General features: G+C 54.1%; 22 protein-coding genes. 9 read left to right on the forward strand and 13 right to left on the reverse strand.

Annotated features, from left to right (window positions below):
- Nucleotides 1-14 precede the first annotated feature (14 nt).
- Nucleotides 15-830, forward strand: coding sequence for an enoyl-CoA hydratase-related protein (locus tag BR48_RS0100895; protein WP_027229608.1), 816 nt, complete (start codon nt 15-17; stop codon nt 828-830).
- Nucleotides 831-1,031: 201 nt separating this feature from the next.
- Here BR48_RS0100895 and BR48_RS0100900 read toward each other — a convergent pair whose 3' ends face one another.
- The 4 genes from BR48_RS0100900 to BR48_RS0100915 are packed head-to-tail and all read right to left on the reverse strand — an operon-like array spanning nt 1,032 to nt 6,008.
- On the reverse strand, nt 1,032-1,892 hold the full coding sequence (locus BR48_RS0100900) for a DUF1989 domain-containing protein (RefSeq protein WP_027229609.1): 861 nt from the start codon (nt 1,890-1,892) through the stop codon (nt 1,032-1,034).
- A gap of 48 nt (nt 1,893-1,940) precedes the next feature.
- A complete protein-coding gene (locus BR48_RS0100905) occupies nt 1,941-3,650 on the reverse strand; it encodes a biotin carboxylase N-terminal domain-containing protein (protein WP_027229610.1) in 1,710 nt (569 codons plus the stop codon).
- On the reverse strand, nt 3,647-5,251 hold the full coding sequence (locus BR48_RS0100910; RefSeq protein WP_027229611.1) for an urea amidolyase family protein: 1,605 nt from the start codon (nt 5,249-5,251) through the stop codon (nt 3,647-3,649). Before BR48_RS0100910 ends, BR48_RS0100905 begins: the two co-directional genes overlap by 4 nt.
- Nucleotides 5,244-6,008, reverse strand: a complete 765-nt coding sequence (locus tag BR48_RS0100915) for a 5-oxoprolinase subunit PxpA (RefSeq protein WP_027229612.1) — start codon at nt 6,006-6,008, stop codon at nt 5,244-5,246. The genes BR48_RS0100910 and BR48_RS0100915 overlap by 8 nt, the downstream gene beginning before the upstream one ends.
- Before the next feature lie 93 nt (nt 6,009-6,101).
- Between BR48_RS0100915 and BR48_RS23385 the strand changes: the two genes are divergently transcribed.
- Both BR48_RS23385 and BR48_RS0100925 read left to right on the forward strand, forming a co-directional pair.
- Complete coding sequence (locus BR48_RS23385) at nt 6,102-6,860, forward strand: GntR family transcriptional regulator (protein WP_051614395.1); 759 nt, start codon at nt 6,102-6,104, stop codon at nt 6,858-6,860.
- Between the two features lie 93 nt (nt 6,861-6,953).
- Entirely contained in the window at nt 6,954-8,468 is a 1,515-nt protein-coding gene (locus BR48_RS0100925; protein WP_027229613.1) for an aldehyde dehydrogenase family protein, read from the forward strand.
- Between the two features lie 409 nt (nt 8,469-8,877).
- On the opposite strand, the gene BR48_RS0100930 is transcribed toward BR48_RS0100925, so the two are convergent.
- The 7 genes from BR48_RS0100930 to BR48_RS0100960 form a co-directional block, all read right to left on the reverse strand.
- A complete protein-coding gene (locus BR48_RS0100930) occupies nt 8,878-10,035 on the reverse strand; it encodes a M20 aminoacylase family protein (RefSeq protein WP_036812972.1) in 1,158 nt (385 codons plus the stop codon).
- A gap of 384 nt (nt 10,036-10,419) precedes the next feature.
- Nucleotides 10,420-10,929 (reverse strand): acetylxylan esterase, encoded by a 510-nt coding sequence (locus tag BR48_RS23390; protein WP_051614400.1) that lies wholly within the window; start codon nt 10,927-10,929, stop codon nt 10,420-10,422.
- A 96-nt stretch (nt 10,930-11,025) separates the two neighbouring features.
- A complete protein-coding gene (locus BR48_RS0100940; protein WP_027229615.1) occupies nt 11,026-11,799 on the reverse strand; it encodes a transporter substrate-binding domain-containing protein in 774 nt (257 codons plus the stop codon).
- A 102-nt stretch (nt 11,800-11,901) separates the two neighbouring features.
- Nucleotides 11,902-12,678, reverse strand: coding sequence for an aldolase/citrate lyase family protein (locus BR48_RS23395; protein WP_051614402.1), 777 nt, complete (start codon nt 12,676-12,678; stop codon nt 11,902-11,904).
- A 22-nt stretch (nt 12,679-12,700) separates the two neighbouring features.
- The gene (locus tag BR48_RS0100950) at nt 12,701-13,510 is read right to left on the reverse strand and encodes an ABC transporter permease subunit (protein WP_245273330.1); all 810 of its coding nucleotides are present in this window, start codon (nt 13,508-13,510) and stop codon (nt 12,701-12,703) included.
- Nucleotides 13,507-14,226 carry an ABC transporter permease gene (locus tag BR48_RS0100955; protein WP_027229617.1) on the reverse strand — a complete coding sequence of 240 codons (720 nt, stop codon included), beginning with the start codon at nt 14,224-14,226 and terminating at the stop codon, nt 13,507-13,509. The genes BR48_RS0100950 and BR48_RS0100955 overlap by 4 nt, the downstream gene beginning before the upstream one ends.
- Before the next feature lie 40 nt (nt 14,227-14,266).
- A complete protein-coding gene (locus BR48_RS0100960; RefSeq protein WP_051614425.1) occupies nt 14,267-15,088 on the reverse strand; it encodes an ATP-binding cassette domain-containing protein in 822 nt (273 codons plus the stop codon).
- Nucleotides 15,089-15,612: 524 nt separating this feature from the next.
- Here BR48_RS0100960 and BR48_RS0100965 point away from each other — a divergent pair.
- Genes BR48_RS0100965 through BR48_RS0100985 form a run of 5 tightly spaced genes read left to right on the forward strand, consistent with a single transcriptional unit; the run spans nt 15,613 to nt 20,041 of the window.
- Nucleotides 15,613-16,398, forward strand: coding sequence for an amino acid ABC transporter ATP-binding protein (locus BR48_RS0100965; RefSeq protein ID WP_051614404.1), 786 nt, complete (start codon nt 15,613-15,615; stop codon nt 16,396-16,398).
- 26 nt (nt 16,399-16,424) lie between these two features.
- A complete protein-coding gene (locus BR48_RS0100970; RefSeq protein ID WP_027229620.1) occupies nt 16,425-17,207 on the forward strand; it encodes a transporter substrate-binding domain-containing protein in 783 nt (260 codons plus the stop codon).
- 24 nt (nt 17,208-17,231) lie between these two features.
- Nucleotides 17,232-17,909 (forward strand): ABC transporter permease subunit, encoded by a 678-nt coding sequence (locus tag BR48_RS23400; protein WP_081815710.1) that lies wholly within the window; start codon nt 17,232-17,234, stop codon nt 17,907-17,909.
- A 4-nt stretch (nt 17,910-17,913) separates the two neighbouring features.
- Nucleotides 17,914-18,609 (forward strand): ABC transporter permease subunit, encoded by a 696-nt coding sequence (locus BR48_RS23405; protein WP_051614406.1) that lies wholly within the window; start codon nt 17,914-17,916, stop codon nt 18,607-18,609.
- Nucleotides 18,610-18,649: 40 nt separating this feature from the next.
- Nucleotides 18,650-20,041 (forward strand): FAD-binding oxidoreductase, encoded by a 1,392-nt coding sequence (locus tag BR48_RS0100985; RefSeq protein WP_027229621.1) that lies wholly within the window; start codon nt 18,650-18,652, stop codon nt 20,039-20,041.
- 990 nt (nt 20,042-21,031) lie between these two features.
- Here the strand turns inward: BR48_RS0100985 and BR48_RS0100995 are convergent.
- Nucleotides 21,032-22,201: a pyridoxal phosphate-dependent aminotransferase gene (locus BR48_RS0100995; protein ID WP_027229623.1), complete on the reverse strand. Its 1,170-nt coding sequence runs from the start codon at nt 22,199-22,201 to the stop codon at nt 21,032-21,034.
- A 237-nt stretch (nt 22,202-22,438) separates the two neighbouring features.
- Between BR48_RS0100995 and BR48_RS23410 the strand changes: the two genes are divergently transcribed.
- The gene (locus BR48_RS23410; RefSeq protein ID WP_155810775.1) at nt 22,439-23,302 is read left to right on the forward strand and encodes a helix-turn-helix transcriptional regulator; all 864 of its coding nucleotides are present in this window, start codon (nt 22,439-22,441) and stop codon (nt 23,300-23,302) included.
- A gap of 145 nt (nt 23,303-23,447) precedes the next feature.
- Here BR48_RS23410 and BR48_RS0101005 read toward each other — a convergent pair whose 3' ends face one another.
- Nucleotides 23,448-24,326: a LysR substrate-binding domain-containing protein gene (locus BR48_RS0101005; protein ID WP_027229624.1), complete on the reverse strand. Its 879-nt coding sequence runs from the start codon at nt 24,324-24,326 to the stop codon at nt 23,448-23,450.
- Nucleotides 24,327-24,332: the final 6 nt, after the last annotated feature.

Below are 24,332 nucleotides of genomic sequence, written 5' to 3' on the forward strand. Positions count from 1 at the left end.
CGAGGGAGTCACTTATGCCAGAAGCTCTAGTCCAAACAAACAAGAGTGGGAACGTCCTTGAGATCGTGCTCAACAGACCACCTGTCAACGCGATCAATCCAGAAATGAGCAGGGCGATCTACGCTGCTCTAAAGTTGCTTCAGGACAACGCCGAACTCAGTGTCGGTGTCATTGTCGGATTGGGCGAGCGGATTTTCTCGGCAGGCTGGGATCTAAAAGATGTTGCGGCGGTTGGATTCGACCCGACGTCTGAGGCGAACCATGAATTAGGCCACGGGCCAGGCGGGTTCGCGGGTATTACTGAGTTTCGACGATTGCATAAGCCCGTGGTTGCGGCGATCAACGGCGCCGCCGTCGGCGGTGGCTTTGAAATAGCTTTGGCCTGCGATGTGATCATCGCTGCCGAAAATGCTTATTTTGAGTTGCCGGAGATGCAGCGGGGATTTCTTGCAGATAGCGGCGCAATTCAACGACTTCCGAGACGAATCCCTTATAATGTCGCGAAAGAGATGCTGCTTACAGGCCGCCGGATGTCGGCTCAGGAGGCGCAGAAGTGGGGCCTGGTATCTTCTGTTCACGAACCCCAGAAACTGCGGCAGGCCGCACTCGATTTAGCTACCCTTATCGGTAAAGGTGCTCCTCTGGCGCTTCAGGCCATGAAAGAGGTTCTGACACACATTGAAACGCTTCCCACCAGCGATGCCATGGCATTAACAAAACCCGGTAAGAGCGGCCTTGAGATGTACGAGCGCATGTCGCGCTCGGAAGACTTTGTCGAAGGCCCTCGCGCTTTTTTGGAGAAGCGAGCTCCTGTTTGGAAGGGCAAATAGGAGTCACCTGCGTGCTGAATGATGAGACTTTCTTAGCGTTCCAATGATGCCTTACCGCCTCAGATTTAGGATCGAGTGCCTTTGTGATTCTGCTCCGCGAGCGAGAGGCGGGGCCTGCTACCGTAGATGCGGGACGTAAATGCTATGTGAGCGGTCCGGCCCGCGATCGTGGTCATCGACGTCTATCGTTACGAACTTACCTCACATTCCATGGGTTCGGTCGTAGCCATTGACTGAAGGCTGCTCCCATCCCTCCGGCAGATTCTTCGCTCGGTAGATTTCCACGACCAGTGGATAGCATGCAGCCGAATTGGAGGAGTGCTCTGCGGAGCAGTCGCCTCCAGGACAAGCTGACATGCATCCAAGGAGATCGATCTCGGCAAAGAACTCAAGGTAGTCGCCAGGACGAACCGGGCTCGCCTTCATGAAGTACTCGCCAGAGTCGCGGGTGAACCCGGTGCACATGAAGACATTTAGGACGTCATGAACGTGAATTTCCGCCTCGTTAAGTGGCAGGCCGGTTTTTTTCGCAAGGGCGCGTGTAAGATTCGAGTGACAGCAGTAGTGGTATTGGCCACCATTACTTAAAAGGTTATGCGTGTAGGGGTCACAGCGCGTCCCAATCACGTCATGCACGGAGCCGCCAAATTCGTCGAACCCATACCAGTCAAGCGTATCGTGGGTAATTGTCGCGATCGGTCGGAGATAGGGAAAGTTGGAAAACAGCTGATCTCCGCGCCCGACATGGGTGCCATTGAGGGCGCGTGTTTTGCCGCTGTAGAAACGCTCATTGATGTCACGGAGATTGAAGAGGTTAAGGTCGCCGACCTGCGAACCGTCAGAGCACACCAGGCGACAGAAATGACCGGCCGGAACTTCCCAAGTTGCCGCGTCGCGCGGCGGGATCGTAACGGTCTCTATAAGCTTTAAATCATCCCGGAGTGCCGCATACTTCGAGAGGTCGGGCCGGGGCAGTCTGTTAGTAGGATAGCAGATCACAGGCTCTATTGACTTGCGCGCCTGCGCGTCAAGGGGTGCCAAAGTAATGGAGTTGGGCTTCATTGTGTTGTCGGTCTCATCTAATAATTAACATGGAGGGCGATGACTATGTCACTCTATGGTCCCAAGTTCCGCTCCCAGCGCGACCATCGTCCCGGCTTGCTCCGAAACACGCAGTCGTCCCTTCTTATGCGCTTGTACCCGTGTTTCCATTTTCATGGCTTCGATCACAGCGACGGTTTCGCCGTCTGATACCTGAGCTCCATCCTCGACAAGCCATCTCTGCAGCGTGCCCGGGATCGGCGCTGTAACAGCATTTGTATTGCCGACCGCAGCCGATTGCACTGCAGTGTTTGGGTTCGCGACATTGGAGAAAATTGTGGCTGGCAGGCCAATGACGTGCCGCTTCCCATCAATTTCAATGAAACTTTTGATGATACCGACTTCGATCGGATCGACACGCGGAGCAGGCTCAATCCCGCGGAACGCGGTCTCAATCCACGTTGTATATACATTGAAACCGTCTTCTCCGGTAAAATCCCGTTCCTCAACAACGGCTCGATGGAATGGAATGACAGACTGGACACCCTCGATTTGAAACTCAGCAAGTGCACGTCGTGCTCGAACCAAAGCTTCTTCGCGGGTAGCGCCGGTCACAATTAGCTTTGCCATCATGGAATCGTAGAGGCCAGGGATTTCGGAACCGGTCTCAACGCCAGCATCGACTCGAATGCCCGGACCGGCCGGCGCCCGAAAACGCTTGACCAGTCCCGGCGTCGGGAGGAAACCACGGCCGGGATCCTCTGCATTGATCCTAAATTCGAATGCATGCCCGCGGATCGGCGGTGTTTCACTCACCGAGACCGGAAGGCCATCGGCAATGCGCAATTGCTCAATGACGATATCAACGCCAGTGGTCTCCTCGGTTACCGGGTGTTCGACCTGGAGGCGCGTGTTAACTTCGAGGAAGGAGATTACTCCGTTTCCGGAGAGAAGGAATTCGACTGTGCCTGCATTCGTATATCCGGCCTCGGCACAAATCATGCGGGCTGCATCGTGAATCCGGGTTCGTTGCCCCTCCGTGATGAACGGAGCTGGGGCTTCCTCGACGAGCTTCTGGTTGCGACGTTGAAGTGAACAGTCTCGGGTGCCCAACACGATTGTATTGCCATGGGTGTCCGCAATGACCTGTGCTTCGATGTGACGAGGCTTATCGAGAAACTGCTCGGCGTAGCATTCACCACGGCCGAAAGCTTCGGTAGCCTCCCGTACAGCCGACTCGAACAGTTCAGCGACTTCGTCGAGCTTCCACGCGACCTTCATTCCCCTTCCGCCGCCGCCAAATGCAGCTTTAATCGCAATCGGCAATCCCGCCTGTTTTGCGAATGCCACAGCTTCCGCCCCTGACGCCAGCGGGCCGTCTGACCCCTTAACAAGTGGAGCCCCGACCTTGGCGGCGATCCGGCGAGCTTCAACCTTGTCGCCAAGGGCGCGGATCACATGCGGTGCTGGCCCGACCCAAATGAGGCCGGCGTCGATCACGGCCTGGGCAAATTCGGCGCGTTCCGATAGGAAGCCGTATCCAGGGTGAACAGCGTCCGCTTCAGCCCTTTGTGCGACTTCCAGTATTTTCTCTATGTTCAAATAAGTATCCACTGGTCGGCCAGCGCCGAGAGCAAATGCTTCGTCTGCTAATTCAATATGGAGCGAACCTGCATCCGCGTCGGAGTAAACAGCAATTGAAGCGACACCGTAGTCGCGGGCGGCGCGTGCGATGCGGATGGCTATTTCGCCACGATTGGCAATCAGGAGTTTCTTCATCGTTCTGTTTCCGTGGTGCTCGGGTCGAATGCTGCGATTACATTAAAGCGAATCTTCGCGCCGATCGGGACCTGGCCAGCGAGATCGAGATGATGATCAGCAACGACGCCGATCACCGGATAACCACCTGTGAGTGGGTGGTCGGCAAGGAACAGAATAGGCTGCCCATCGTGGGGGACCTGGATAGCGCCAAGCGGCGTTCCTTCTGATGGCAATTCGGCCGAATCTGATCTCTGTATAGGTTTCTCACCAGCAAGACGCACACCCACGCGACTCGAATCCTGCGTCACCTGCCATTGCTGCGTAGTAAGAGTAGATACCCCCGCAGCGGCAAACCAGTCGGTTCGCGGACCGAGCACGATATCGAGACTAACGACCTCATCGGCGGTTGGTAGCCTGTTCGATTTCATGAGATAGGGGTCAACGGCTGAGACCACCTCAAGCGCAGGCACCAGAACATCACCAACCGAGATTGGTGGCGGCCCCACTTTCGCCAAGGTGTCTGACGCTGCCGAATTCAAAACGTTTTCGACCTTGAACCCGCCACGAATTGCCAGATAGGTGCGCGTCCCTTCGGGCGGAAATTCCAGAGTTACCTCGTCGCCTGCATCGAGAGCGAAAGGTTGTCCAATGGGAGCGTAAACACTTTTCCCGGAATTTGTTCGGATCGTCGCAGGCGTTGTTGCGCCGCAGAGTGCAAGCGTCACCGGTCGATCTGTCTTGAGAGCAAACCCACCGTATGCAATCTCAACGACAGTCGCACCTCGCGGATTTCCGACACAGAGGTTTGCTTCGATGAAGCTCTTACGGTCGAGCGCGCCTGATTCCGATACACCTTGTCTCGCTTGCTTAAGCCGACCGCGATCTTGGTAAAGTGCTGGTCGATCTGCGCGCGTGATGAGTAGGCCTTCTGCACTCAATTTTCTTGTGACGGTCTCAACCCCAAAAATCTCTTTTGGTGAGAGAACCGCTGCCTCGCTTGTCACATTTCGAAACTGCACGCGGTCTCCAGGAGCAAGCAACGCTGCCGGTGACCTGCCCACGTCCCACATCTTGAGTGGTGTCCGCCCCAGTAGCTGCCAACCCCCCGGGCCTTCCGACGGATAAATACCACCAAATTTGCCGCCAAGAGCGACGGCGCCGGCTGGGATCCGAGCTCGCGGGCTCTTGCGCCGAGGCACATCGAACGCCGGATCATCGCATGCCATATAAGCAAAGCCGGGCGCGAACCCCGTGAAGGCAACTGTGTAAGTAGCGGCAGTGTGACGATCGATCAAATTATCGACCGACCAGCCAAGCAAATCCCCCACTTCGTTCAGGTCCTCGCCATCATAGACTACGGGTATTTCAAACAACTTCCCTTGGCGGATGGATCGGACGGAGAGATCAATCTTGGAGATGGCGTCTATCAGAGCGGATCGGTCCGTTTCGAAAGCGTCGAACCGAATTAGGAGTGTGCGAGCTGCAGGCACAATTTCTACCACTCCCGGCACGGGCCTGGTCTGCAGAGCATCGAGCAAAGTAATGGTCGCCTCGAGATTGGGCAGTTCTAGGAGCATCGCGGCAGTGCCGGCGGGAAGGAAGCGAAGAAACTCAAGCATTGGTGAAGCTCTTCAGTTCGACGCCATCGGCGAGGAGCGCCTGGCGAACCGCTTGAGCAATGACTACGGCCGCAGGCGTATCGCCATGCACGCATATCGACTGAACATCGAGTGCGATCTGCGTCCCATCAATTGCTGTGACCGTTCCCTCTTTTACAAGACGGAGCATCCGGGCGGCAATCGCGCTAGGATCGTGAATGACTGCGCCAGGCAGGCGACGGCTGACAAGGCTTCCATCTGCATTATATGCTCTATCTACGAACCCTTCGCATACGACGGTTAAACCCTCCGAGCGAGCCTGCTGCACGATCGGAGCGCCCGAAAGGGCTACCAGAACTAGAGAAGGATTGATCGCCTTGATTGCGGCGATGACGTCGGCGGCTTGCCGCGTGTCACTCGCTATCGTGTTGTAAAGCGCTCCGTGGGGTTTGACATAGGTCACGTTCATTCCCGCCGCAGTGGCAAGTCCGAGCAAGGCGCCAATCTGGTATATCGTGTCGCCGACCAGCTCCTCGCTCGTCGGGTCCATGTTGCGCCGACCAAAACCCACGAGGTCACGGTAGCCCACATGTGCGCCGACTGAAACGCCCCGCTGTTTGGCTTCTTTGAGAACCTTCAAGATGCCAGCAGGGTCGCCAGCATGGAAGCCGCAAGCGATGTTCGCACTGGTGACAATTGAAAGCATAGCGATATCGTCACCCATCGGCCAAGAGCCGAAACTTTCACCGAGATCACTATTGAGATCAATGCTGGGCATGTCCGAACCTTGTCCGCTAATGTGGCTATTGTTGTTGGATAGCATACCGTGTATTGTTCAACAATATGGAATCAGCTTCAAAACGGTGGTCGCATGATTATTGAGCAGCCGAATCTGGACACAAATGATCGTTCGCTTGTGGAGAGCGCGGCAAAACGCATGCGTGACTCCTTGACCGCTGGCGAACTTCAGCCTGGCCAGAAGCTGTCGGAACATCATGTTGCGGGACAATTTGGGATCTCGCGAAATACGCTTCGCGAAGTCTTTCGGCTGCTGACGACCCAAAGGCTGCTGACTTACATTCCAAACCGCGGTGTATTTGTCGCAGCACCGGACGAAGCCGCTGTTATCGATATTTATCGCGTGAGAACCGTCATCCAGACAGGTGCTATTCGAGCGGCAACAAAGGGGCATCCGGCCCTGAAGAGGATGCGGATGCTTTCAGACCGAGGCAAGGAACTCGGCGCCGCTGGCGATTGGCGCTCCGTTGGGACGAACAACATGGAGTACCATAGGACAATGGTGGAACTTTGTGATAGTCCTCGGCTGAGTGCCAGTTTCGATCTGGTTTTGGCAGAACTGCGGCTTGTATTTGGCCAACTAGAAGATACCGCTCATCTCCACGAGCCGTATCTCGATCTCAATGATAGTCTGACGAGAGTTCTCGCCGAAGGCGATCTCAACGATGCGATTTTACAGCTTGATGCCTACCTTTTCAAATCAGAAAGAGGAGTTCTGGCGGCGCTTCAGCGTGTACGCGGCGGGCTTGAACACACGGACGCGGCGGTCGGCGCCGAACGGAGACGGCGTAGTCTTGGGAAGATTTCATATCCAGCATCAAAAGACATGTAAGTTTCTCTTTCAGAATTGTACCACAATTTTGGGTTTTTTTTCTAAGACCAATCCGCAAGATCCCCCACGATCGAATTCACGAATGGAACCGTTATGGCCGACGAAATTGTTTTGCAATATCTAGAAAAGTGGGGCGTCTCGAGAGAAATTGTCAAGCTCGTAACGAGGCCCATCGCTCATTGGATCGACGGTGCGCCGGTGGAATTGGGTGAACGCATACCGGTTTACGAGCCGAGCACGGGTGCGACGTTGACTGATACATTCGATGGTGGAGCTGAAATTGTCGAGCAAGCTGTAAGATCGTCACGCAGAGCTTTCGAGGGAGAATGGAGTGCGATGCGCTCGCTCGATCGGCAGAGCCTCATTTTCAGACTTGCCGATTTGATGGAGACACACAAGGAAGAGCTTGGCCTGCTTGAATCTATTGACGTCGGCAAACCGTTGTCGCAGGCGGTTCCTATCGACATTGGCGGCGCCATTGACGTGATTCGGTATTTTGCTGGGTGGGCGACGAAGATCTCAGGCCGCACCGGAGATATGGTCGCTTATGATCAACAGTTTCTGGGAATGACGCTTCGCCAACCCGTTGGTGTAGTGGCGGCCATCGCGCCTTGGAACTTCCCGTTCCAAACACTTGTCTGGAAGATCGGCGCTGCGTTGGCAGCTGGGTGCACGATCGTCGCCAAACCAAGCGACACCACGCCGGTAAGCACCCTGCGGCTCGCCGAGCTAATCACGCAGGCAGGATTCCCCGATGGTGTTTTCAACGTCGTAAACGGGAAAGGATCCCATACTGGTGCGGCACTGGTTGCGCACTCAGGGATCAATAAAGTCAGCTTCACCGGCTCGACCCCAACAGGCATCAAAGTCGGCGAAGCAGCACTACAAAATATGACGCGCCTCACGCTTGAACTCGGCGGGAAATCGCCGGCGCTTGTCTTCGCCGATAGTGACATCGACGTCGTCGTTGAGGGACTTTACAACGGAATATTTTTCAACACTGGACAGGTCTGCGACGCGACATCCCGTGCTATCGTTGATGCCTCAATTTTCGATGAGGTGCTTGACCGGCTCGTCGAAAGAACCAAATCAGTCCGCATTCTGCCGGGCCTCGACCCGGAAAGTGGTATGGGACCGTTGGCATCTAGCACGCACCGTGATTCTGTCATGCGATTTGTGAACCTCGCTCGCGCTGACAAACTGACGCTCGCTCTTGACCAAGCGCAAACGCAGAATTCGGGTTATTTCGTAGGACCAGTTATTGTCGAAAACCCACCACACGACCATGCCGTTTGGCGCGATGAAGTATTCGGCCCCGTTCTTGCGCTTAGTCGCGCTCAAGACAGCCAAGATATTGTCCGTCAAGCGGCCGACACGCGCTATGGTCTCGCTGCGGCAATCTATTCGCGCGATATCCAGCGTGTCCTTGGAGCGGCACGGTCGCTGAATGCCGGCACGATATATGTAAATGGGCACGGCTTTCTCGACCCATCATTTCCGTTTGGTGGGCTCGGCATGTCGGGCTTTGGAAAAGACATGGGCGCCGAACAAATGGATGCATACCTTGAAACGAAGACGCTTCTCGTATCGGGTGTCGGTGTAGGCTAAGCGTGACATCATTTTATGAAACCGCGGCGGGCAGTTGGTTGTGATGACCGGCAGCCTTTTTTGTCACGTGTGCGAACTTGACGGACGGATTTGCATTCTCACCAGTATTCATCCGCGTGTGTTACACAAAAATCGAAGGGACGATCTTCGAAGAGGCGAAAGCTACCAAGTGGGTAGCTTAAGACCAGATGGATAGAGACGCGAATCCGTCGACAGCCGAATAACCTGATAACCTTCTGCAGTATTGTCGAAGCAACCCGCGCCAAAACTTGAGTTCGAAAGCAGCGTTAGGGCCGGCGCCACGCGCACTTAGTTTTTTGACTTTGTCCGCAACAAGGGGGCGGACTGTTGGCCCGTCTTAGTTGGTATCGTTCCAGATTGCGACTTCAGTTATAACGAGGGGGGCGAACTATTTGCGCAGGTAATTCTCGACAAGCTCAGTCCACAGCGAAACGCCCACGGGCAGTAGACGGTCGTTAAAGTCATAAGCGGGGTGGTGGAGCGGTGGAGTATCGGTCGATTCTGAACTTCCGAGGAAAAAATACGCGCCGGGGCAGGCTTTGAGCATGTAGCCAAAATCTTCGCTAGCCATCCAAGGGGCGCTAAGCTCCACAACGTTTTCATGACCTAGCATGTTTTGTGCGATGGAGGCGACAAATGCGGTTTCGTCAGGGTGATTAACAGTCGGGTCATAGAATGGCACATAGTCGATCGACGCTCCCATTCCAAAGCTCTCCGCCTGGGAGGAGACGATGAGACGAATTCGCTTTTCCACTTCGCCACGAACGACTGGGTCGAACGATCGTACACCAATGATGAGCTTCACCTTGGACGGAATGATATGGCTGGCTGAGCCGCCGTTAAACGCACCGACCGTAACGACAGCGGAGGAATTCGGACTAATGTTACGTGCGACGATTGACTGAAGGGCGGTGACGATGCTCGCGCCACACAAAATGGGATCCGCCGTTGACTGCGGTTCTGCGCCGTGACCACCTTTCCCGTCGACTGTGACGAACACTTCGTCAACAGCCGCACAGATCGGGCCGGGGCGGGTCGCGAATTTTCCAAATGGCAGATGCGGGGCGTTGTGCATGCCAAATACCGCATCACTGGGGAAGCGGTCAAACAGCCCTTCCTCGACCATCATGCGCGCGCCACCGAAATTTTCTTCTGCGGGCTGAAAGATCAAATGTAGACTGCCGTCAAAATTGTCTCTTTCGGCAACTAATCGAGCAGCGCCAAGAAGCATCACGGTGTGACCATCATGGCCGCACGCATGCATCAGACCGGGCGTTCGGCTTTGGTAGTCCGCGCCTGTCTCCTCGCTGATAGGCAATGCATCGATGTCCGCGCGCAGTGCCAATGCGCGCTGACTCGTACCTCTTGTGAGGGTAGCGACAACGCCCGTCTTCGCAAGGCCTCGGTGGACTCTAAAACCAAGTCTATCGAGTTCCCGTGAGATTAGATCTGACGTCCTGACCTCTTCAAGACCAAGTTCCGGGTGAGCATGGAGGTCTCGACGGATCATGACCAGGTCGTCCATATGAGAGCCAAGATCGATCATGTGGCCTTGCTTTCTAATGCAGGTGGGGAAAAGGCCGCCTGAGGAGGCCCACTAATAATAGATGCTAAAGGCGAAATACTTCTTTTAGATCCGATCGTAGGTCCCATCCTTACTAATTGCTTCTATGCCGGCGTTAATTTAGCCTTCAGCTCCGTGTCGCCTTTGCGCAGCCCCACGCCTACGCCCTGGCCCTCTGTGTTGGGCAAGGTAACGAAGGATCACCATTAGGATCCAGTCGGGTGAGTTTGAGCGCAGCCGGAAAATCGCAAAGCGCCGGTATGTCAATCATTGCGGCGCGCACTCTTATCTAGAGCGGCAACAGCCAGCGAATGCCGCCACCCTGGCTTGTTCCGCAGACCGCTATGCACGAGGCATCGATACGATTTAATCCGACAAGAGATCAATTGCACGGACCCCGTCTACAAAAATGCGTCGCAAGTAATAGTCTTCCCGGCTGTGAATGCCCTTTGTGAACATTCCCATCGTAGATGGACCAGCCCCAACTGGATCTGGTGTGCTTCCGACGCTCAGATCGCTTCCTTCCGCGATTATCCGTGCGAAAATATGCAAGGCCGGATGCCGCCCAATGAAGTTGCTCGTGCCGACGCTCCGTCCGCGTCCGTAGCCGAGAAAGTGAACCACCAGGGGTAGCCGACCCTTGGAATATTTCGGCAACACGAGCCATCCTTTTATCGGATGGCCGCCAAAACCTGGAAAGGTGACGTCAAAGACCTCCAATAACTTGACCGGAGAGACGATCGAAACAAATATCGGTTCAGCCGTGATCCGTCGTGCTGTTAAAAGGCTGTCTTCCCAAAAGTCGACAAAGTCTGATGGAGGCCACCGCAGCGTAGCGGGATCCGACACTTCCCAGTGAGTATTATACGCGCGCATGCTGTAAGATTTTCTACTCCGAAGGGTTTTCGCCTCGCCTTGACGTTCCGGTGAGGATCTGGCGCAGCAAAAGCCTGCGCCAGATCGATAGTGGCTTTATTCTTTGTAAATGTTGAAGGGGAAATACTTCTTGGTAATTTGGTCGTAGGTGCCGTCTGTGCGGATCGCCTTGATACCTTCGTTGATTTTTGCCTTCAGTGCGGTATCTTCCTGTCGAAGTCCAACACCAACACCAGGACCATAAACATCCGGATCGGTCGGGACCTCCCCCTTTAGCTCACAGCATGCCCCCGAGCTTGTCTTCGTGAAATCATCAAGGCCAAACCGGTCGGAAAGAACAGCGTCGATACGGCCGGCAGCTAGGTCCTGCAACGCCTCGTCGACGGTTTGGTATTCCTTGATTTCGGCGGCCTCAGTAAAATGCTTCTTGGCGTAGGCCGAATGTGTCGAAGCCGATGGTACCCCGACGATCTTGCCCTTCATATCCGCAGCCGTCACGCCGAACGACTGACCTTTGGGGCCCAAAATGCCAATTGGCGAATCATAGTACTTGTTTGAAAAGTCGATGATTTTTTTTCGCTCGTTGGTGATCGACATAGAGCTGACGATCATATCGATCTTTTTTGCCTGAAGGGCGGGAATGATGCCATCCCAAGTAACGGGAGTGATGGTGCACTCCAATTTCTCTTTCGCACATACGGCATTGATGAAATCAATCTCCCAGCCGGTGAAGTGACCATTAGAATCCGGGGCGTAGAACGGCGGGAACGGCTCGGCGGCGACCCCTACTTTGTAATTCTGCGCATACGCCAACCCAGTAGCGGCGAGCGTGACAATAGCAGCTGTTATAAGCGTTCGTACTTTTTTCATTTCAGTTCCCATGTTGGTATCGACAACTATCATCGTTTCCGATGTTAAACCCGCTGCACATCCTCCTGGGGGAGGAGAGGGTTTGCCAGCCGTACAAGCTGCCTAGTGCTTATTGGCGCATTGAGCACGAGCGTCTGCCATGGCTGCGCGTCCACCTTCGATTACGAAGCCCGCATCCCCACCGTAGGTAAAGAGGGTGAAACCCAGCGCATAAAATGCGGGGATGAAATCCAGCGACACAATGTCAATACCGGCAACCACACCGTTGCGTTTAGCAGCGTCCGCAACGCGCCGGCATGCCGCCAGCAGTTCCGGGTGAAGCTCTCCAAGCGTCACGCCCAACGAAAGCGACAGGTCTGCTGGTCCGACGTAAAGCGCGTCAACGCCCTTCACTTTCGAGATTGCCTCGATATCTCCAATAGCGTCTTTTGACTCAATCTGAAGAACGACGACTGTCTCGGCGTCAGCACGTGAGAGGTAAGAGGCTTGGTCCATATAATATTTTGAAGCCCGCCATGCGCCAGCACCACGAATCCCAAGGGGTGGATACTTTGCAGCAGCAACGCACTTTTGAGCCTCCTCGGCGGAGTTTATCATAGGTACCATCACGCCATTCACGCCGTGATCCAGAGCTGCCTTGATCAGTTCAGGAGACTTTCCTTGCACCCTGTAGATAACAGGCATGCCATGCCGCTCCGTCGCTGGAAGTATCTGCATGAGACTGTCGGGCGGAATCGGTGCATGCTCTCCATCGACCAGCAGGAAGTCCGCGGTGGTGTGGGCTAGCGTTTCAGCAACGATCGGATGGGGTATGCTCATCCAAATGCCAAAGGTAGTTTCACGGGAACGAATTTTCCCGGCGATATTCATTGTGTTCATTGTAGTTCTCCAAAAAATTTATTCAACCGACGCGGCGTGGGATCCGGCGCTCGATCAAATTGAACGCGAGCACAAGGACGGCTGTTATGCTCATATAAATGCAGGCGACAAAGAGCAGCGGTTCATAAGTGAGGTATGTTTCTTGCCGTATGCGGCTGGCCACCGAGAAAATATCAACAACGCTAATCGTCGCAACGAGTGGCGTTGCCTTGAGCTGCAGAATTGCCTCTCCTGAAATCGTTGGGAGAGCGCGGTAGACTGCTTGTGGTAGATGAATTCTCCAGAAGATCGTTGACTTCTTTAGACCAAACGCTTTGGCCGCTTCCAATTGACCAGCGGGTACGTTTGCCAGCGCACCTCTCATAACTTCACCGAGGTAGCCGGCACAGGAGAGGGTGAGAGCGACAACGGCATAAGGCCATGCTTGCCTGAGATAAATCCAAAGCTCCGACTGTCGGATCGCCGGGAACTGCGGAAACAGTGATCCAAGGCCGTAGTAAAGTAGCCAAAGCTGAAGGAGAAGTGGGGTACCGCGGATGACTGTGCAGTAAATTTGCGCAGGTAGCGACATCCAAAGCCGGCCAGAATTCCTCGCTAATCCGAGCATGATAGCCAGGCTGAACCCAAGTCCAAACGTTACCAAGAGGAGCCACAGGGTTGTCCAGAGACCCCGCAGGAGCAACTCCCAATAAACCGGGATCCAGTCCCAGCGCATCGTGATAACTATGAAAGCTAATAGTGCCGCGACGAAAACACCAAACGCAAAGTGGTGGAGCGAGACCCGCCTCAACCTTGGGCCGTGAGCAGCAGAAAGTAAATCGGTCATGATCATCGGCCTTTCATTGGCATGCCACGTCGGGCCCGCTTTTCTGCGAGAGAAAACAGCGCGCTCGAAATCACGGTAATTGCCAAGTAGAGGGCGCCTGCAACGATGAAGAAAGTGAAGTACGCTTTTGTCGATCCGGCTGCCTGACGGGTTTGCAACGTCAACTCCTGGAAGCCGACCACCGCGAGAAGGGCGGTGTCTTTTGTCGCCATCAGCCAAAGATTGGAAAGACCAGGAAGCGCATTTGGCAGCATGGCTGGCGCTGTGATTTTTCGAAAGATCGTGTTTGACGTCATACCGAATGATCGGGCGGCTTCTATCTCTCCATGGGGGATCGCAAGGATTGCCCCCCGAATAATTTCCGTAGCATAGGCGCCCTGGACAAAGCCGAGCACGATGATACCTGCGACCAAGCCATTGATGTCTATTGCGGGGTATCCAAGCGCCTCCAAACCTGCATTCAGACTAATTGTGCCGCCATAGTACAGGATGAGAATGAGGACCAACTCAGGCACAGCCCTTACGATTGTCGTGTAGAGTTTGAGGATGTCCTGGAGAACTGGTCCTCCGTAAATCTTCGCGGAAGCTCCAAAAATGCCGAGACTCAAACCTAGGCTGAACGCACCGATAGCGATTTGAAGCGACGAAAAGAGTGCCCAAAGCATCGGTGTGCCCCAGCCAGGCGGACTGAGTGATAAAAGGTCAGCTACTGTTGACTGCATGAAATGTGTCCTATTCCCGCTCTCGGTCACCGAGCGGCAGTTATCTAACCGTCGCGAGGAATTTTTGCAGACGTTCAGATCTCGGCGTCCCGAACACGGCTTCCGGCGGACCCTCCTCTTCGATAACGCCCTGATGAAGAAACACGACATGCGTGGCAACTTGACGCGCAAATTTCATTTCATGTGTGACCAGCAACATCGTTCGACCTTCTCGAGCCAGGTCTCCAATAACTTTCAAAACCTCGCCCACGAGCTCTGGGTCTAGGGCTGATGTCGGCTCGTCAAACAGCATGACGGTCGGATCGACAGCCAACGCGCGAGCGATTGCCCCACGTTGTTGCTGGCCGCCCGATAAAAACGCAGGATACGCGTCCTTCTTGTCTTTAAGGCCCACACGATCGAGGAGTTGTTCGCCACGTACTACCGCTTCATCCCGGCGCATCCCAAGCACCGAAACCGGTGCCAACGTGACATTGTCAAGCAGCGACATGTGGCTCCAAAGATTGAAGCCTTGAAATACCATAGCCAAGCGAGATCGAATCCGACGTAATTGCGCTGTATCGCCAGGTACAAGCCCTTGATGCGCGCGCCGTAGATGAACCTCCTCGCCACCGATAACGATTTTTCCTTCAGTCGGTGTTTCCAGGCAATTAATGCAGCGCAGCATTGTCGATTTGCCAGACCCGCTGCCTCCAATGATCGCAACGACGTCGCCTTGTTTTGCGGACAAGGAAACACCTTTCAAGACGTGCAGGGGGCCGAATCTTTTATGCAGATCGATGAGATGGATCGCGTTCTGATCGCGCGCCTCCGTGGGCACTAAAGAGGTTGGAACATCTTTTTTGACTTGACCCCGTGACATCATTCCACCTCCCATCGTTTTTATTTGGCCTATCTATTCTGTCTGGCGGCGATCAACCATCCTCCTCGGGGAGGATAGCCTTCGGCACCGCATAGGTTTTGGGTTCATTGTAAGGTCGTTGCCGAAGATCACCCGGTACTTTGCGGAATGAAACGTGAATTATATCGACAGTTAGATCTCTCGGGACCAAAGCCACGACGATGCCGATCAGATACCAAAACGAAACCAACATACGCTTTGCTTAGTACGAGTATCCAAGAGGCCCAGTGGCGCAGCCCTCTAAATGTTATTGATATGTGAGGACACCGATCGTCCATCAGGCGAATGGAGCTATAGGGAGGAAACCATCAACAGCATCTTACGTAAATAATACTCACATATCATGCGAAAGAGTCAATTGTTGTGGGGGTCGCTATGCTCAAGCATGGCCTACACGAAATGTCTCTTGGCACAGCCCTTGCAATCACTCGCCGAGCTGATGCCGCCAGTGTAGATTACGAGCATTCTCACCTTGGAAACCCGATATGAATACAGACAGCGCGGTACGGCCACAATACCTCCTGGAAGTCCGCAATCTAAGGAAGTCGTTCGGTCCGCTGGAAGTACTTAAGGGGATCGAATTACATGCCAGCAAAGGCGACATCCTCACGCTAATCGGGAGTTCTGGGTCCGGGAAAAGCACGCTGATCCGCTGCATTAATTTCCTCGAGGAACCAAGCCATGGCGAGATCATACTCGACGGGGCAGTCTTTCCGGCTGTTGCCGGTGGAAAACGCACCAGAAAACAGTCAGCTGATCTGGTCGCTCTGCGCAGGAAGGTTGGGATGGTTTTCCAGTCCTTCAATCTCTGGCCGCACCGGACCGCAATCGAGAACGTCATGGAGGGTCCGATTCAGGTCCTCGGTATGTCGAAGGCGGAAGCGGCACAGCGCGCCGAAGGGTACATGGAAAAGGTGGGCCTCGCAGACCGAAGCCGCCATTACCCGTCTCAGCTGTCGGGCGGACAACAGCAACGCGTGGCGATAGCACGTGCGCTCGCAATGGAGCCGGAAATCCTTCTTTTTGATGAGCCGACTTCGGCTCTCGACCCAGAACTCGTCGGCGAGGTTTTGCTTGTGATGCAAGATCTGGCCGTAGAAGGGCGCACGATGGTGATCGTCACCCACGAGATGCACTTTGCACGAGAAGTGTCCTCAGAGGTTGTTTACCTCCAAGGGGGCAGCATCGCGGAAAGAGGCAGGCCCGATGACGTCTTAGGAGCGCCGCAGTCGCCAGCGCTTGCGGCTTTTCTAAAACGTTACCGATCATAATCAACCACATACAAGGGGAATCAAAAATGAAAATGATCAAAATCCTATCTGCCGCCGCCGTCATTCTGACGAGCGCAAGCGTTTTGACGGTATCGAATGCATATGCGGACGAAGTCGTCAAAGTGGGCATTGACGCTGCTTACAAGCCGTTCGCGTACGTTGACACAAATGGCGAGCTGGCAGGTCTCGAAGTCGATCTCACGAAGGCGGTTTGTGCCGAGGCGAAACTGAACTGCCAAATTACGAATGTACCGTGGGACGGCATTTGGACAGCCTTGGAAACAGGAACGATCGACATGATCGGCACCACCGTAACCGAAACTGGGCCGCGCCTGGAGAAGTACGATGCGACACGTATTATTTACAAAGTCGGTTATGCCTACCTTGTCCCGGAAAGCGCCGACATTTCGAAGGGGATCGAGGGTTTGAAGGGGCAATCCATCGGCACTATTGTGGGTACACAGTCCTATTACGATTTCATCAAGGCTACTCTTGGCAACGACACGCAAATTCAGGGATATGACAGCCCTGATGCTGCTGTGCTTGATCTGGATGCAGGGCGTATTGCTGCGTTCCAGAACGACAATCTGCAACTCCAGCAGCAGTTCGTAAGCACAGGCAAATACAAGCTCGTCGCTGAACCCAGCTTCGACAAGCGGTTCGTGGGTGAGGGCAGGGGGTGGTTTTTCCGCAAAGGCTCAAAGGAACTCGTTGCCAAAATCGACAAGGGCTTGGATACCGTTATTGCGTCTGGAAAGCTCAACGAGCTCGGACAAAAGTACCTGAAGACGAATCTCACATCTCAATAGGTCTCTAGCGCAAGGTGACGAGCAATGATTGATATCCTTGCGCCTTATATGAGTTTTTGGTTGAAGGGCGCAGCCCTCACGGTGATACTGTCTGCGATCGCATTTCCGATTTGCATCATTATCGGCCTTGCCGTTGCATTCGCCAGCTTCTCAACAACAAGGTCAGTGGCCCTCATGGGGGCCGCTTATATCAACGTGTTCCGCGGGCTACCGGAGGTAATGGTGATTTTCATCATCTTCTACGGCTCAAACATACTCTTGGGCAGCTTAGGGTCGCTCATTGGCCTCCGAATTGGAGGTGCGGATCCAGTGGTTGCGGCCGTAGCTGCCCTTGCCATTCAGTTTGGATCCTATGCAGCGGTGATTTTCAGGGACTGGATTTCGGTACTGCCCAAGGGCTATGCCGAGGCGGGTTCTGCGATCGGCATGACACGTTTCCAGATACGTCGACGTATCGTAGTTCCAATTGTTTTGAAGTCGGCGACGCCCGCCCTTGGGAATCTGTTTCTCGTTATGCTGAAAATCTCAGCTCTCGCGTCGCTCATCGGTGTCCAGGAATTAAGCAGGGCCACCAGTATTATCTCCGGATCCACTCGTGAGCCACTGACCTGTTATCTGGTGGCCGCGGTGATGTATTTGGGAATTTCTGCAATCGCTGGCGTGATCCAGTACCGCCTAGAGGCCACCGCCAACCAAGGGTGAACCGATGCTAAATTTCGCGATTCTCACCACACACGAGTTTTGGTCGGCTGTCGCCAACGGGCTCGTCATAACTGTCGCGCTCACGCTTCTTAGCATGGTATTCGGATTTATTTTTGGCGGAGCACTCGCCGCGATGCACGAATACGGTGGTTTATACGCTAAATTGTTCGCTAAGCTTTACATTTTTATCTTTCGCGGCGTTCCGCTCCTAATTTTATTATTTCTGTTTTACTACGGGTTGCCGCGTGTCGGATGGCTTCGTGGAAGCCTGTTCTGGGATCTGGTTCTCTCCTCCCCTTTTCGGACCGCAGTTTTTGTTCTGAGCATTAACAATGCGGCTTATCTCGGAGAGATGATAAGGGGGGGCCTGAGAATGGTTTCCCCCGGGATGCTGGAAGCAGCTGCGGCGGTCGGAATGACCCGGCGCCGGGCATTCTTCCGAGTCCATGCACCGATTGCCGTCCGCTCGCTGCTCGGAAGCCTTGGGAACGAAACTGTCGCGGTCCTGAAGGCATCGGCGATCACGAGTGTCATTACGGTCCACGACTTGATGGGCGGGCCAACCGTGGTGGGTAAGGTATACCTTGATCCTCTCACGCCGCTGCTTGCTGTCGGCGTTGTGTATGTGGTCATCGTCCAGCTTATCGATTACGCCGTCACTCGAGTCCAAAAGCATTTAGCGATCCCCAGCACGGTATAAGCACCCCATTGAGTATCGCGCGCGACAACAGGAGTTTTCTATGACCTTGCTTCAGACACTCACCGAACAACTGGGTGAAAACAAGGTAAGCGTTGGAGAGCAGATCCCCGCCAAACACTTCTCAGACGCCTCTCTTTTTCCCCCGACAGTGCCAATCGCCCTTGTCAGACCGTCCACGACTTTGGATGTCTCCAATATACTAAGGCTCTGCAATGCTGCTCGGCAGCCAGTTGTCGTACAGGGTGGACTGACTGGTCTTGTCGGTGGGGCACACCCGAAAGGTGATGAAATTGCCATCACCATGGAGAACATGTCCGCCATTGGGGAAATTGATGTCGTCAATCGCACGATTACCGTGCAGGCTGGCGCGACCTTGGCGCAGGTCCAAGAGGCAGCTTCGGGCGTTGGATTTTTTTATGGCGTCGACCTTGGTGCTCGGAACTCCTGCACAATCGGTGGAAACGTCGCGACTAACGCAGGCGGTGTACAGGTTCTGAGGTATGGGACGACGCGTAGGCACATCGCTGGCGTTGAGGCTGTGCTCCCCGATGGTACGGTGATATCCTCCATGTCCAAAGTCATGAAGAATAATACGGGCTACGATTGGCCGCAGCTAATGGCGGGTAGCGAAGGGACGCTGGCGGTCATCACGCGCGTTTGCCTAAACCTGATGGTCGCCCCCAAGCCCTTGTTGACCGCTTTGTGTGCCGCAAATTCGATTGAAGACGCACTTCTGGTTTGCCGCCGGCTGCAGGAAAAGTTTGATGGTAAACTGGTTACCTATGAGGCGATGTGGCGCAATTACATGGAGGCTGGCGAGCATTGGGGTCTGTTGACTGCTCCCTTCAACACGGCTCCAGATATAACGCTACTGGTTGAGGCTGCGTTAGGGATGGACGAGGCTGCTCGGGCATTGTTTGAAACCACACTTTTCGAAATGTTGGAGGACGGTTTATTGCACGATGCACTGATCGCCCAGTCGGAAAGTGACCGCCTTCGTTTTTGGCAACTGCGTGAAGCAAACTACGAATATTATCGTCATGCTTCGAAGGAAATCCATTACGACATCGCCGTCCCGCTCGATCGTATTGCCGGGTTCGTCGACTTCGCTGAAACCAGTGCCCGCCAAACTTTGCCTGGCAGTAGAATCGTCGTGTATGGTCATCTTGGTGACGGCAACTTGCACGTTGCTATCTATCCTGCCGACGCCGCTCAGGCTATCATCCCCTTTGAGACAGCGTTCTACGACGCGGTGAAAGCATGTGGTGGGAGTGTGTCCGCCGAGCATGGCATCGGTGTCGCCAAACTTAAACACTTATTGCACACCCGTTCGGAAGAGGAACTGCAACTCATGCGAACGATTAAAACCGCGCTCGACCCTCATGCAATTTTGAACCGGGACAGGGTGTTCACTGCGAAACCCGTATTGTAACGGGTGCTCCGCTCGCACGTCTTCCGAGACGCCCATCGCCCACCCGCACTGCCTAAAGCACGCAACCGCCAAACCTGAACCGATGCGACCGAAGCCACGGATCTCGCTACAGCCGTTTCATTTCCTGATTATCGGAGATCAAGATTGAATCACTGTAACTTTTGGTTATACTTTGGTTTGCGCCCATTGATTGTCGTTAGCCTAAGTGTTCCGTAAGCTTTGCGCGTAAGTCAGATGTAAAGAGATGCGATCAAGCGAAGCCCAGTCTGCTCCGGAGACGCGCGAGCCGATGAAAGGCTCAACGATCGGCTCTTCAAACAGCGATTTCATCAACGCAGTCTATGGCGAAGTCATCAAGGAATACAGTTATGGGGAGAAGTATTCAGTCGGATTCCTCTGCGCAATTTATTGCAGTGGAAAACGGAATCTTAGATATCACGCTTAGTGCGTGGAAGACGGTACCCGATTTGACAAACGCTGCTCCCGCCACCGGAAAGGTTCAGAGCTACGGGCCGACGGGTGGGAAGGTCGTCGAAGGCTGGTGGTACACGAAAGAACTGCTAAAGTTCTGCCCCGGGCTTGCCGGATTGGACCGCCTTCAAAAATTCTGACTGCACAAAATCGCTGGAGAGCGGGGATACGGCTCCGCTTGGCCGTTATGCCGACGCGCCCAGCTGACTGGATGGGCGATTCAGCGGATTCTATTAAGAAGAGGGCCTGAAGTTGGCGAACGTCAATCCGGATCGGCCGCCACGCTTATTGCGGAACTGAAATCTGCAGTTGATCAGAAGAGACCATTCCTCGGATGGGGGTATGAGAAGCCGTCTGGTAAGACCACCCCTTCGCCGTCGAATTGTGGATCTAGCGCGGTTGAGGTCGCCGACTTCCGCCACGATGCAAGTGAACTCTTCATCGCGGCAAGAGTATAACCACGTGACTAAACCTGTCAGCGTTCGAAATCCTTAACTTCGTTCGCAAGCTCACGGTCCCTCAAGAATTGTGCGCAATCCAATGATAGAGCCTATCGCAGGCTTCCTCGACCTGTCCAAGACTGCGCTGAAAACACATTCGCAAGTATCCTTCGCCAGCCGCGCCAAAACCGCGACCAGGCGCTAGGCCAATATTTGCCTTATCGACGATGTCAAAAACGGCTCTGTTGGAGTCTTTAACGCCCTCGACCTGGAAGAAGAGGTAGAAGGCGCCGGTCGGCATGGAAAATCGCACCCGATTGGACTCACCAAGTATTCTGCACGCCATGTCGCGAGCCACTTCAGCGTGCGTGATCTGCTCTTTCAAAAATCCGTCACCATGCTCGAGCGCACTGATTGCGCCCCGTTGCAGAAATTCCGCTACACCTGATGAGGAATACTGGATAAGGTTTTCGAATGTGCGCGACAACTCGGTGTTGCCCCGCATCCACCCAACACGCCAGCCTGTCATAGCCCAATTCTTTGAGAAGGTATTGACATAAATAATCTGATCAGCCGGATCCTGAATATCCATAAATGACGGAGCGCGATTTCCATCAAAATGGAAGAGAGAATAGACCTCGTCAGCGATGATCCAGAGACCATGTTTACGCGCGAGCGCTTGTATCGCCCGTAATGTGTCGACGTCGGCTGTCCAACCCGTCGGGTTGGAGGGCGAGTTGAAGAATATAGACCGCGTGCGCGGCGTGATCGCGGCCTCGAGCCTCTCAATGTCGCAGTGCCATCCGAGGTCGTCTTCGACAAGTGGGACCGGCACAGGAAGGACACCGGCAAGGCCTGCTGCGCCTGCAAAATTAGGCCAAGCAGGGCTCAAATAGAGCGCCTCGTCTCCATGCCCGCTTGTCGCCTGAAGTGCCAAAGTGATGGCGTGCATCCCGCCGCTCGTAACCACAAATTCCTCGGCATCGATCTTCTTGCCGAAATGCCGGAGGTGATAGTCAGACAACGCCTGACGAAGTTCAGGCAATCCCGCTTGCCAAGTATAGAATGTTTCGCCAGCCGCCAAACTCTTATGCGCGGCATCGCGAATGAAGTCGGGTGTCGTGAGATCACTTTCACCGGACCACATCGGGATGAGGCCGGGCTTCTCGCGACCGTAGTTCGAAACGGCTTCTAGATCGCTTACGGGAGCTTCGCGAGCTTCTCTTCTCAGAGCGGATGTCAGTAACATATGGATCCTCCAGTCTTTTCGGCCTGCATCAATGTTCAGGCAGCCCTATTCGTCAATTACCTAGAATTGTCGACCTATAGGGCGCCATCCTCCTAAGAGAGGATAAAATTGAAAAATCGAACGATTTCTTGAAAAATTAGCTTTCGAGCGTACCGATTAATTGGTCACGTGTTGGTCTTTTTCATTCAAACAGTCTAACATCGAAGCAAGATTTTGCGTTCTTGCAGAGGTATCGCCGTGACCCTGGCAGTAGAGTTTACTAACACACCAAAGCGCTATCTTCCGGCTGATTGGGCGTTTGCGAGCGCTGAAATCATGGAGCGGGTCGATGAACCAAACCTACCGGAATTACTCGTTAAAGGGCTAAGCACCTTGCTGCCGTTCGATAGCTGTATACAATTCGTTTACAGTCGGGACTCAAGGCCGATCAATCTCTTTGAAGGAGCGTTTCGACAGCATCACGCCGTCGGGTTCCAGAACTACATTAGTAAAACTTATGCGATTGATCCGTTTTATCGTCGCTACCGTTCCGGGATCCATCCTGGCGCATATCGCATGCGTGATCTTGCTCGCACCGTGGATGATAACAACGTCCTTCCATCGTACCCGGTTTTGCGAAGCGAGGCCGAGGAGATAGGTTATCTGACGCGCGGTTGGCCGGCCGCACGCGAAGAGGTTAGCATTGCCTTGAGCCTCCCAGAGCATCTGTGCGGGGAAATCTCGCTTTCTCGTCCATGGAGCGAGACGGGATTCTCGCGGGCCGAAGTAGAGGGACTGGTGCTAGTTGTTCCATTCCTGCAGGCCGCGATGAACCGGTACTGGAAATCGGTCGGGGCGGATATTCAGCGTCGCGTGGAACGAAAAGAACTCCCCGCGCGAACAATTGACCGCTTCGCTGAACTCAGTCCTCGTGAACGTGAGGTGGTGGGGTTGCTCTTGAAAGGTCATTCGACCCTGTCGATTAGTTTACAATTGGATATTTCGCCCACGACGGTCAAAACTCATCGGAAGAATAGTTATGCGAAGCTAGGTATTGCGACCCAGTACGAACTCTACGCACTTTCACTGGAAACTGCCGAGCGTGGCCCCGCCACTTTCTAACTGCCGAAATCATTACACCGCCATTGCTAGCAATCCAGGTTCTCCACGCCAGCTCTGACCGGTTTGAGTTTCTCACAAGGGAACGGAAGAATTAAAAATCGAGTCTGTGTTTCCAGCTTACGCACTCTCGGAACAGCAAGCGCTACTATTTCGAGCCGCTATATTGCGCACATACCTTAATAAACCAGTCGCTGAACGCCTTGGTTGCTCGGTTGCTATTCTTGTCACATATCAAAAGATAGCCTTGGTCAGAAAGGGTAGAGGTGTTCGACAAAATTACCAGGTCCCCTTGGGCCAGCTCCCGTCGGAAGACCTCGATGGGGCAGAGTGCCACTCCATGTCCCGCGATAACCGCCGTCGCTAGCAAATTGAAATCTTGATAAACAGGCCCGTGTATCAGCCCGGTTGGCCGATACCCAGCCTTTTCGAACCAGTCTTCCCAAGACGAGATGACCTCGTCGTGTAGAATGGTAGCGTTGTTGAGGTGTTCATCACATTTACTCATTTCCAAATATCTGGGACTGGCGACAGGCTTAGCGATTCTGGAAAAAAGAAGGGTGGATGACATTTCATCAGACACGATATTTTGATGAGTTATGAGAACGTCTTGGCGTTCTGGATCGAACACCTCGTGGGCCCGGGAATAAAGCACCTCGATAGTGATGTCCGGATATAGGGCGGAGAAACGTGGCAGCTCCGGGATCAACCACCTGGTACCGATTGAGGGTATACACGCGACAATCAGCTTATTGCGTTCCCGGCGAATTCGAAGCGACTGGGCCGTAGTGGAAATTGCGAGAAGGGAGGGTTGAAGGGTCCGAAAAAACTCTGCGCCGGCGGGAGTAAGAATGACACCTCGGCCAGATCGCTCGAAAAGGCGCCGTCCTATCCATAATTCAAGCTTCTTGATTTGGCCGCTTATCGCTGCGTGCGTGACATTCAGTTCACCTCCTGCCTTGGACAGGCTTTGCAAGCGCGCGGCTGCCTCGAAGGCTTGTAAAGTATTAAGCGGGGGCAGTATCATTGATGC

The organism is Phyllobacterium sp. UNC302MFCol5.2, assembly GCF_000686005.1.
GTDB classification, from domain to species: domain Bacteria; phylum Pseudomonadota; class Alphaproteobacteria; order Rhizobiales; family Rhizobiaceae; genus Phyllobacterium; species Phyllobacterium pellucidum.

What these genes read in the sequence shown, in the direction of transcription:
- BR48_RS0100895 (WP_027229608.1), top strand. Translation starts at nt 15, where the DNA reads ATGCCAGAAGCTCTAGTCCAAACAAACAAGAGTGGGAACGTCCTTGAG.
- BR48_RS0100900 (WP_027229609.1), bottom strand. Translation starts at nt 1,892, where the DNA reads ATGAAGCCCAACTCCATTACTTTGGCACCCCTTGACGCGCAGGCGCGC.
- BR48_RS0100905 (WP_027229610.1), bottom strand. Translation starts at nt 3,650, where the DNA reads ATGAAGAAACTCCTGATTGCCAATCGTGGCGAAATAGCCATCCGCATC.
- BR48_RS0100910 (WP_027229611.1), bottom strand. Translation starts at nt 5,251, where the DNA reads ATGCTTGAGTTTCTTCGCTTCCTTCCCGCCGGCACTGCCGCGATGCTC.
- BR48_RS0100915 (WP_027229612.1), bottom strand. Translation starts at nt 6,008, where the DNA reads ATGCCCAGCATTGATCTCAATAGTGATCTCGGTGAAAGTTTCGGCTCT.
- BR48_RS23385 (WP_051614395.1), top strand. Translation starts at nt 6,102, where the DNA reads ATGATTATTGAGCAGCCGAATCTGGACACAAATGATCGTTCGCTTGTG.
- BR48_RS0100925 (WP_027229613.1), top strand. Translation starts at nt 6,954, where the DNA reads ATGGCCGACGAAATTGTTTTGCAATATCTAGAAAAGTGGGGCGTCTCG.
- BR48_RS0100930 (WP_036812972.1), bottom strand. Translation starts at nt 10,035, where the DNA reads ATGATCGATCTTGGCTCTCATATGGACGACCTGGTCATGATCCGTCGA.
- BR48_RS23390 (WP_051614400.1), bottom strand. Translation starts at nt 10,929, where the DNA reads ATGCGCGCGTATAATACTCACTGGGAAGTGTCGGATCCCGCTACGCTG.
- BR48_RS0100940 (WP_027229615.1), bottom strand. Translation starts at nt 11,799, where the DNA reads ATGAAAAAAGTACGAACGCTTATAACAGCTGCTATTGTCACGCTCGCC.
- BR48_RS23395 (WP_051614402.1), bottom strand. Translation starts at nt 12,678, where the DNA reads ATGAACACAATGAATATCGCCGGGAAAATTCGTTCCCGTGAAACTACC.
- BR48_RS0100950 (WP_245273330.1), bottom strand. Translation starts at nt 13,510, where the DNA reads ATGATCATGACCGATTTACTTTCTGCTGCTCACGGCCCAAGGTTGAGG.
- BR48_RS0100955 (WP_027229617.1), bottom strand. Translation starts at nt 14,226, where the DNA reads ATGCAGTCAACAGTAGCTGACCTTTTATCACTCAGTCCGCCTGGCTGG.
- BR48_RS0100960 (WP_051614425.1), bottom strand. Translation starts at nt 15,088, where the DNA reads ATGTCACGGGGTCAAGTCAAAAAAGATGTTCCAACCTCTTTAGTGCCC.
- BR48_RS0100965 (WP_051614404.1), top strand. Translation starts at nt 15,613, where the DNA reads ATGAATACAGACAGCGCGGTACGGCCACAATACCTCCTGGAAGTCCGC.
- BR48_RS0100970 (WP_027229620.1), top strand. Translation starts at nt 16,425, where the DNA reads ATGAAAATGATCAAAATCCTATCTGCCGCCGCCGTCATTCTGACGAGC.
- BR48_RS23400 (WP_081815710.1), top strand. Translation starts at nt 17,232, where the DNA reads ATGATTGATATCCTTGCGCCTTATATGAGTTTTTGGTTGAAGGGCGCA.
- BR48_RS23405 (WP_051614406.1), top strand. Translation starts at nt 17,914, where the DNA reads ATGCTAAATTTCGCGATTCTCACCACACACGAGTTTTGGTCGGCTGTC.
- BR48_RS0100985 (WP_027229621.1), top strand. Translation starts at nt 18,650, where the DNA reads ATGACCTTGCTTCAGACACTCACCGAACAACTGGGTGAAAACAAGGTA.
- BR48_RS0100995 (WP_027229623.1), bottom strand. Translation starts at nt 22,201, where the DNA reads ATGTTACTGACATCCGCTCTGAGAAGAGAAGCTCGCGAAGCTCCCGTA.
- BR48_RS0101005 (WP_027229624.1), bottom strand. Translation starts at nt 24,326, where the DNA reads ATGATACTGCCCCCGCTTAATACTTTACAAGCCTTCGAGGCAGCCGCG.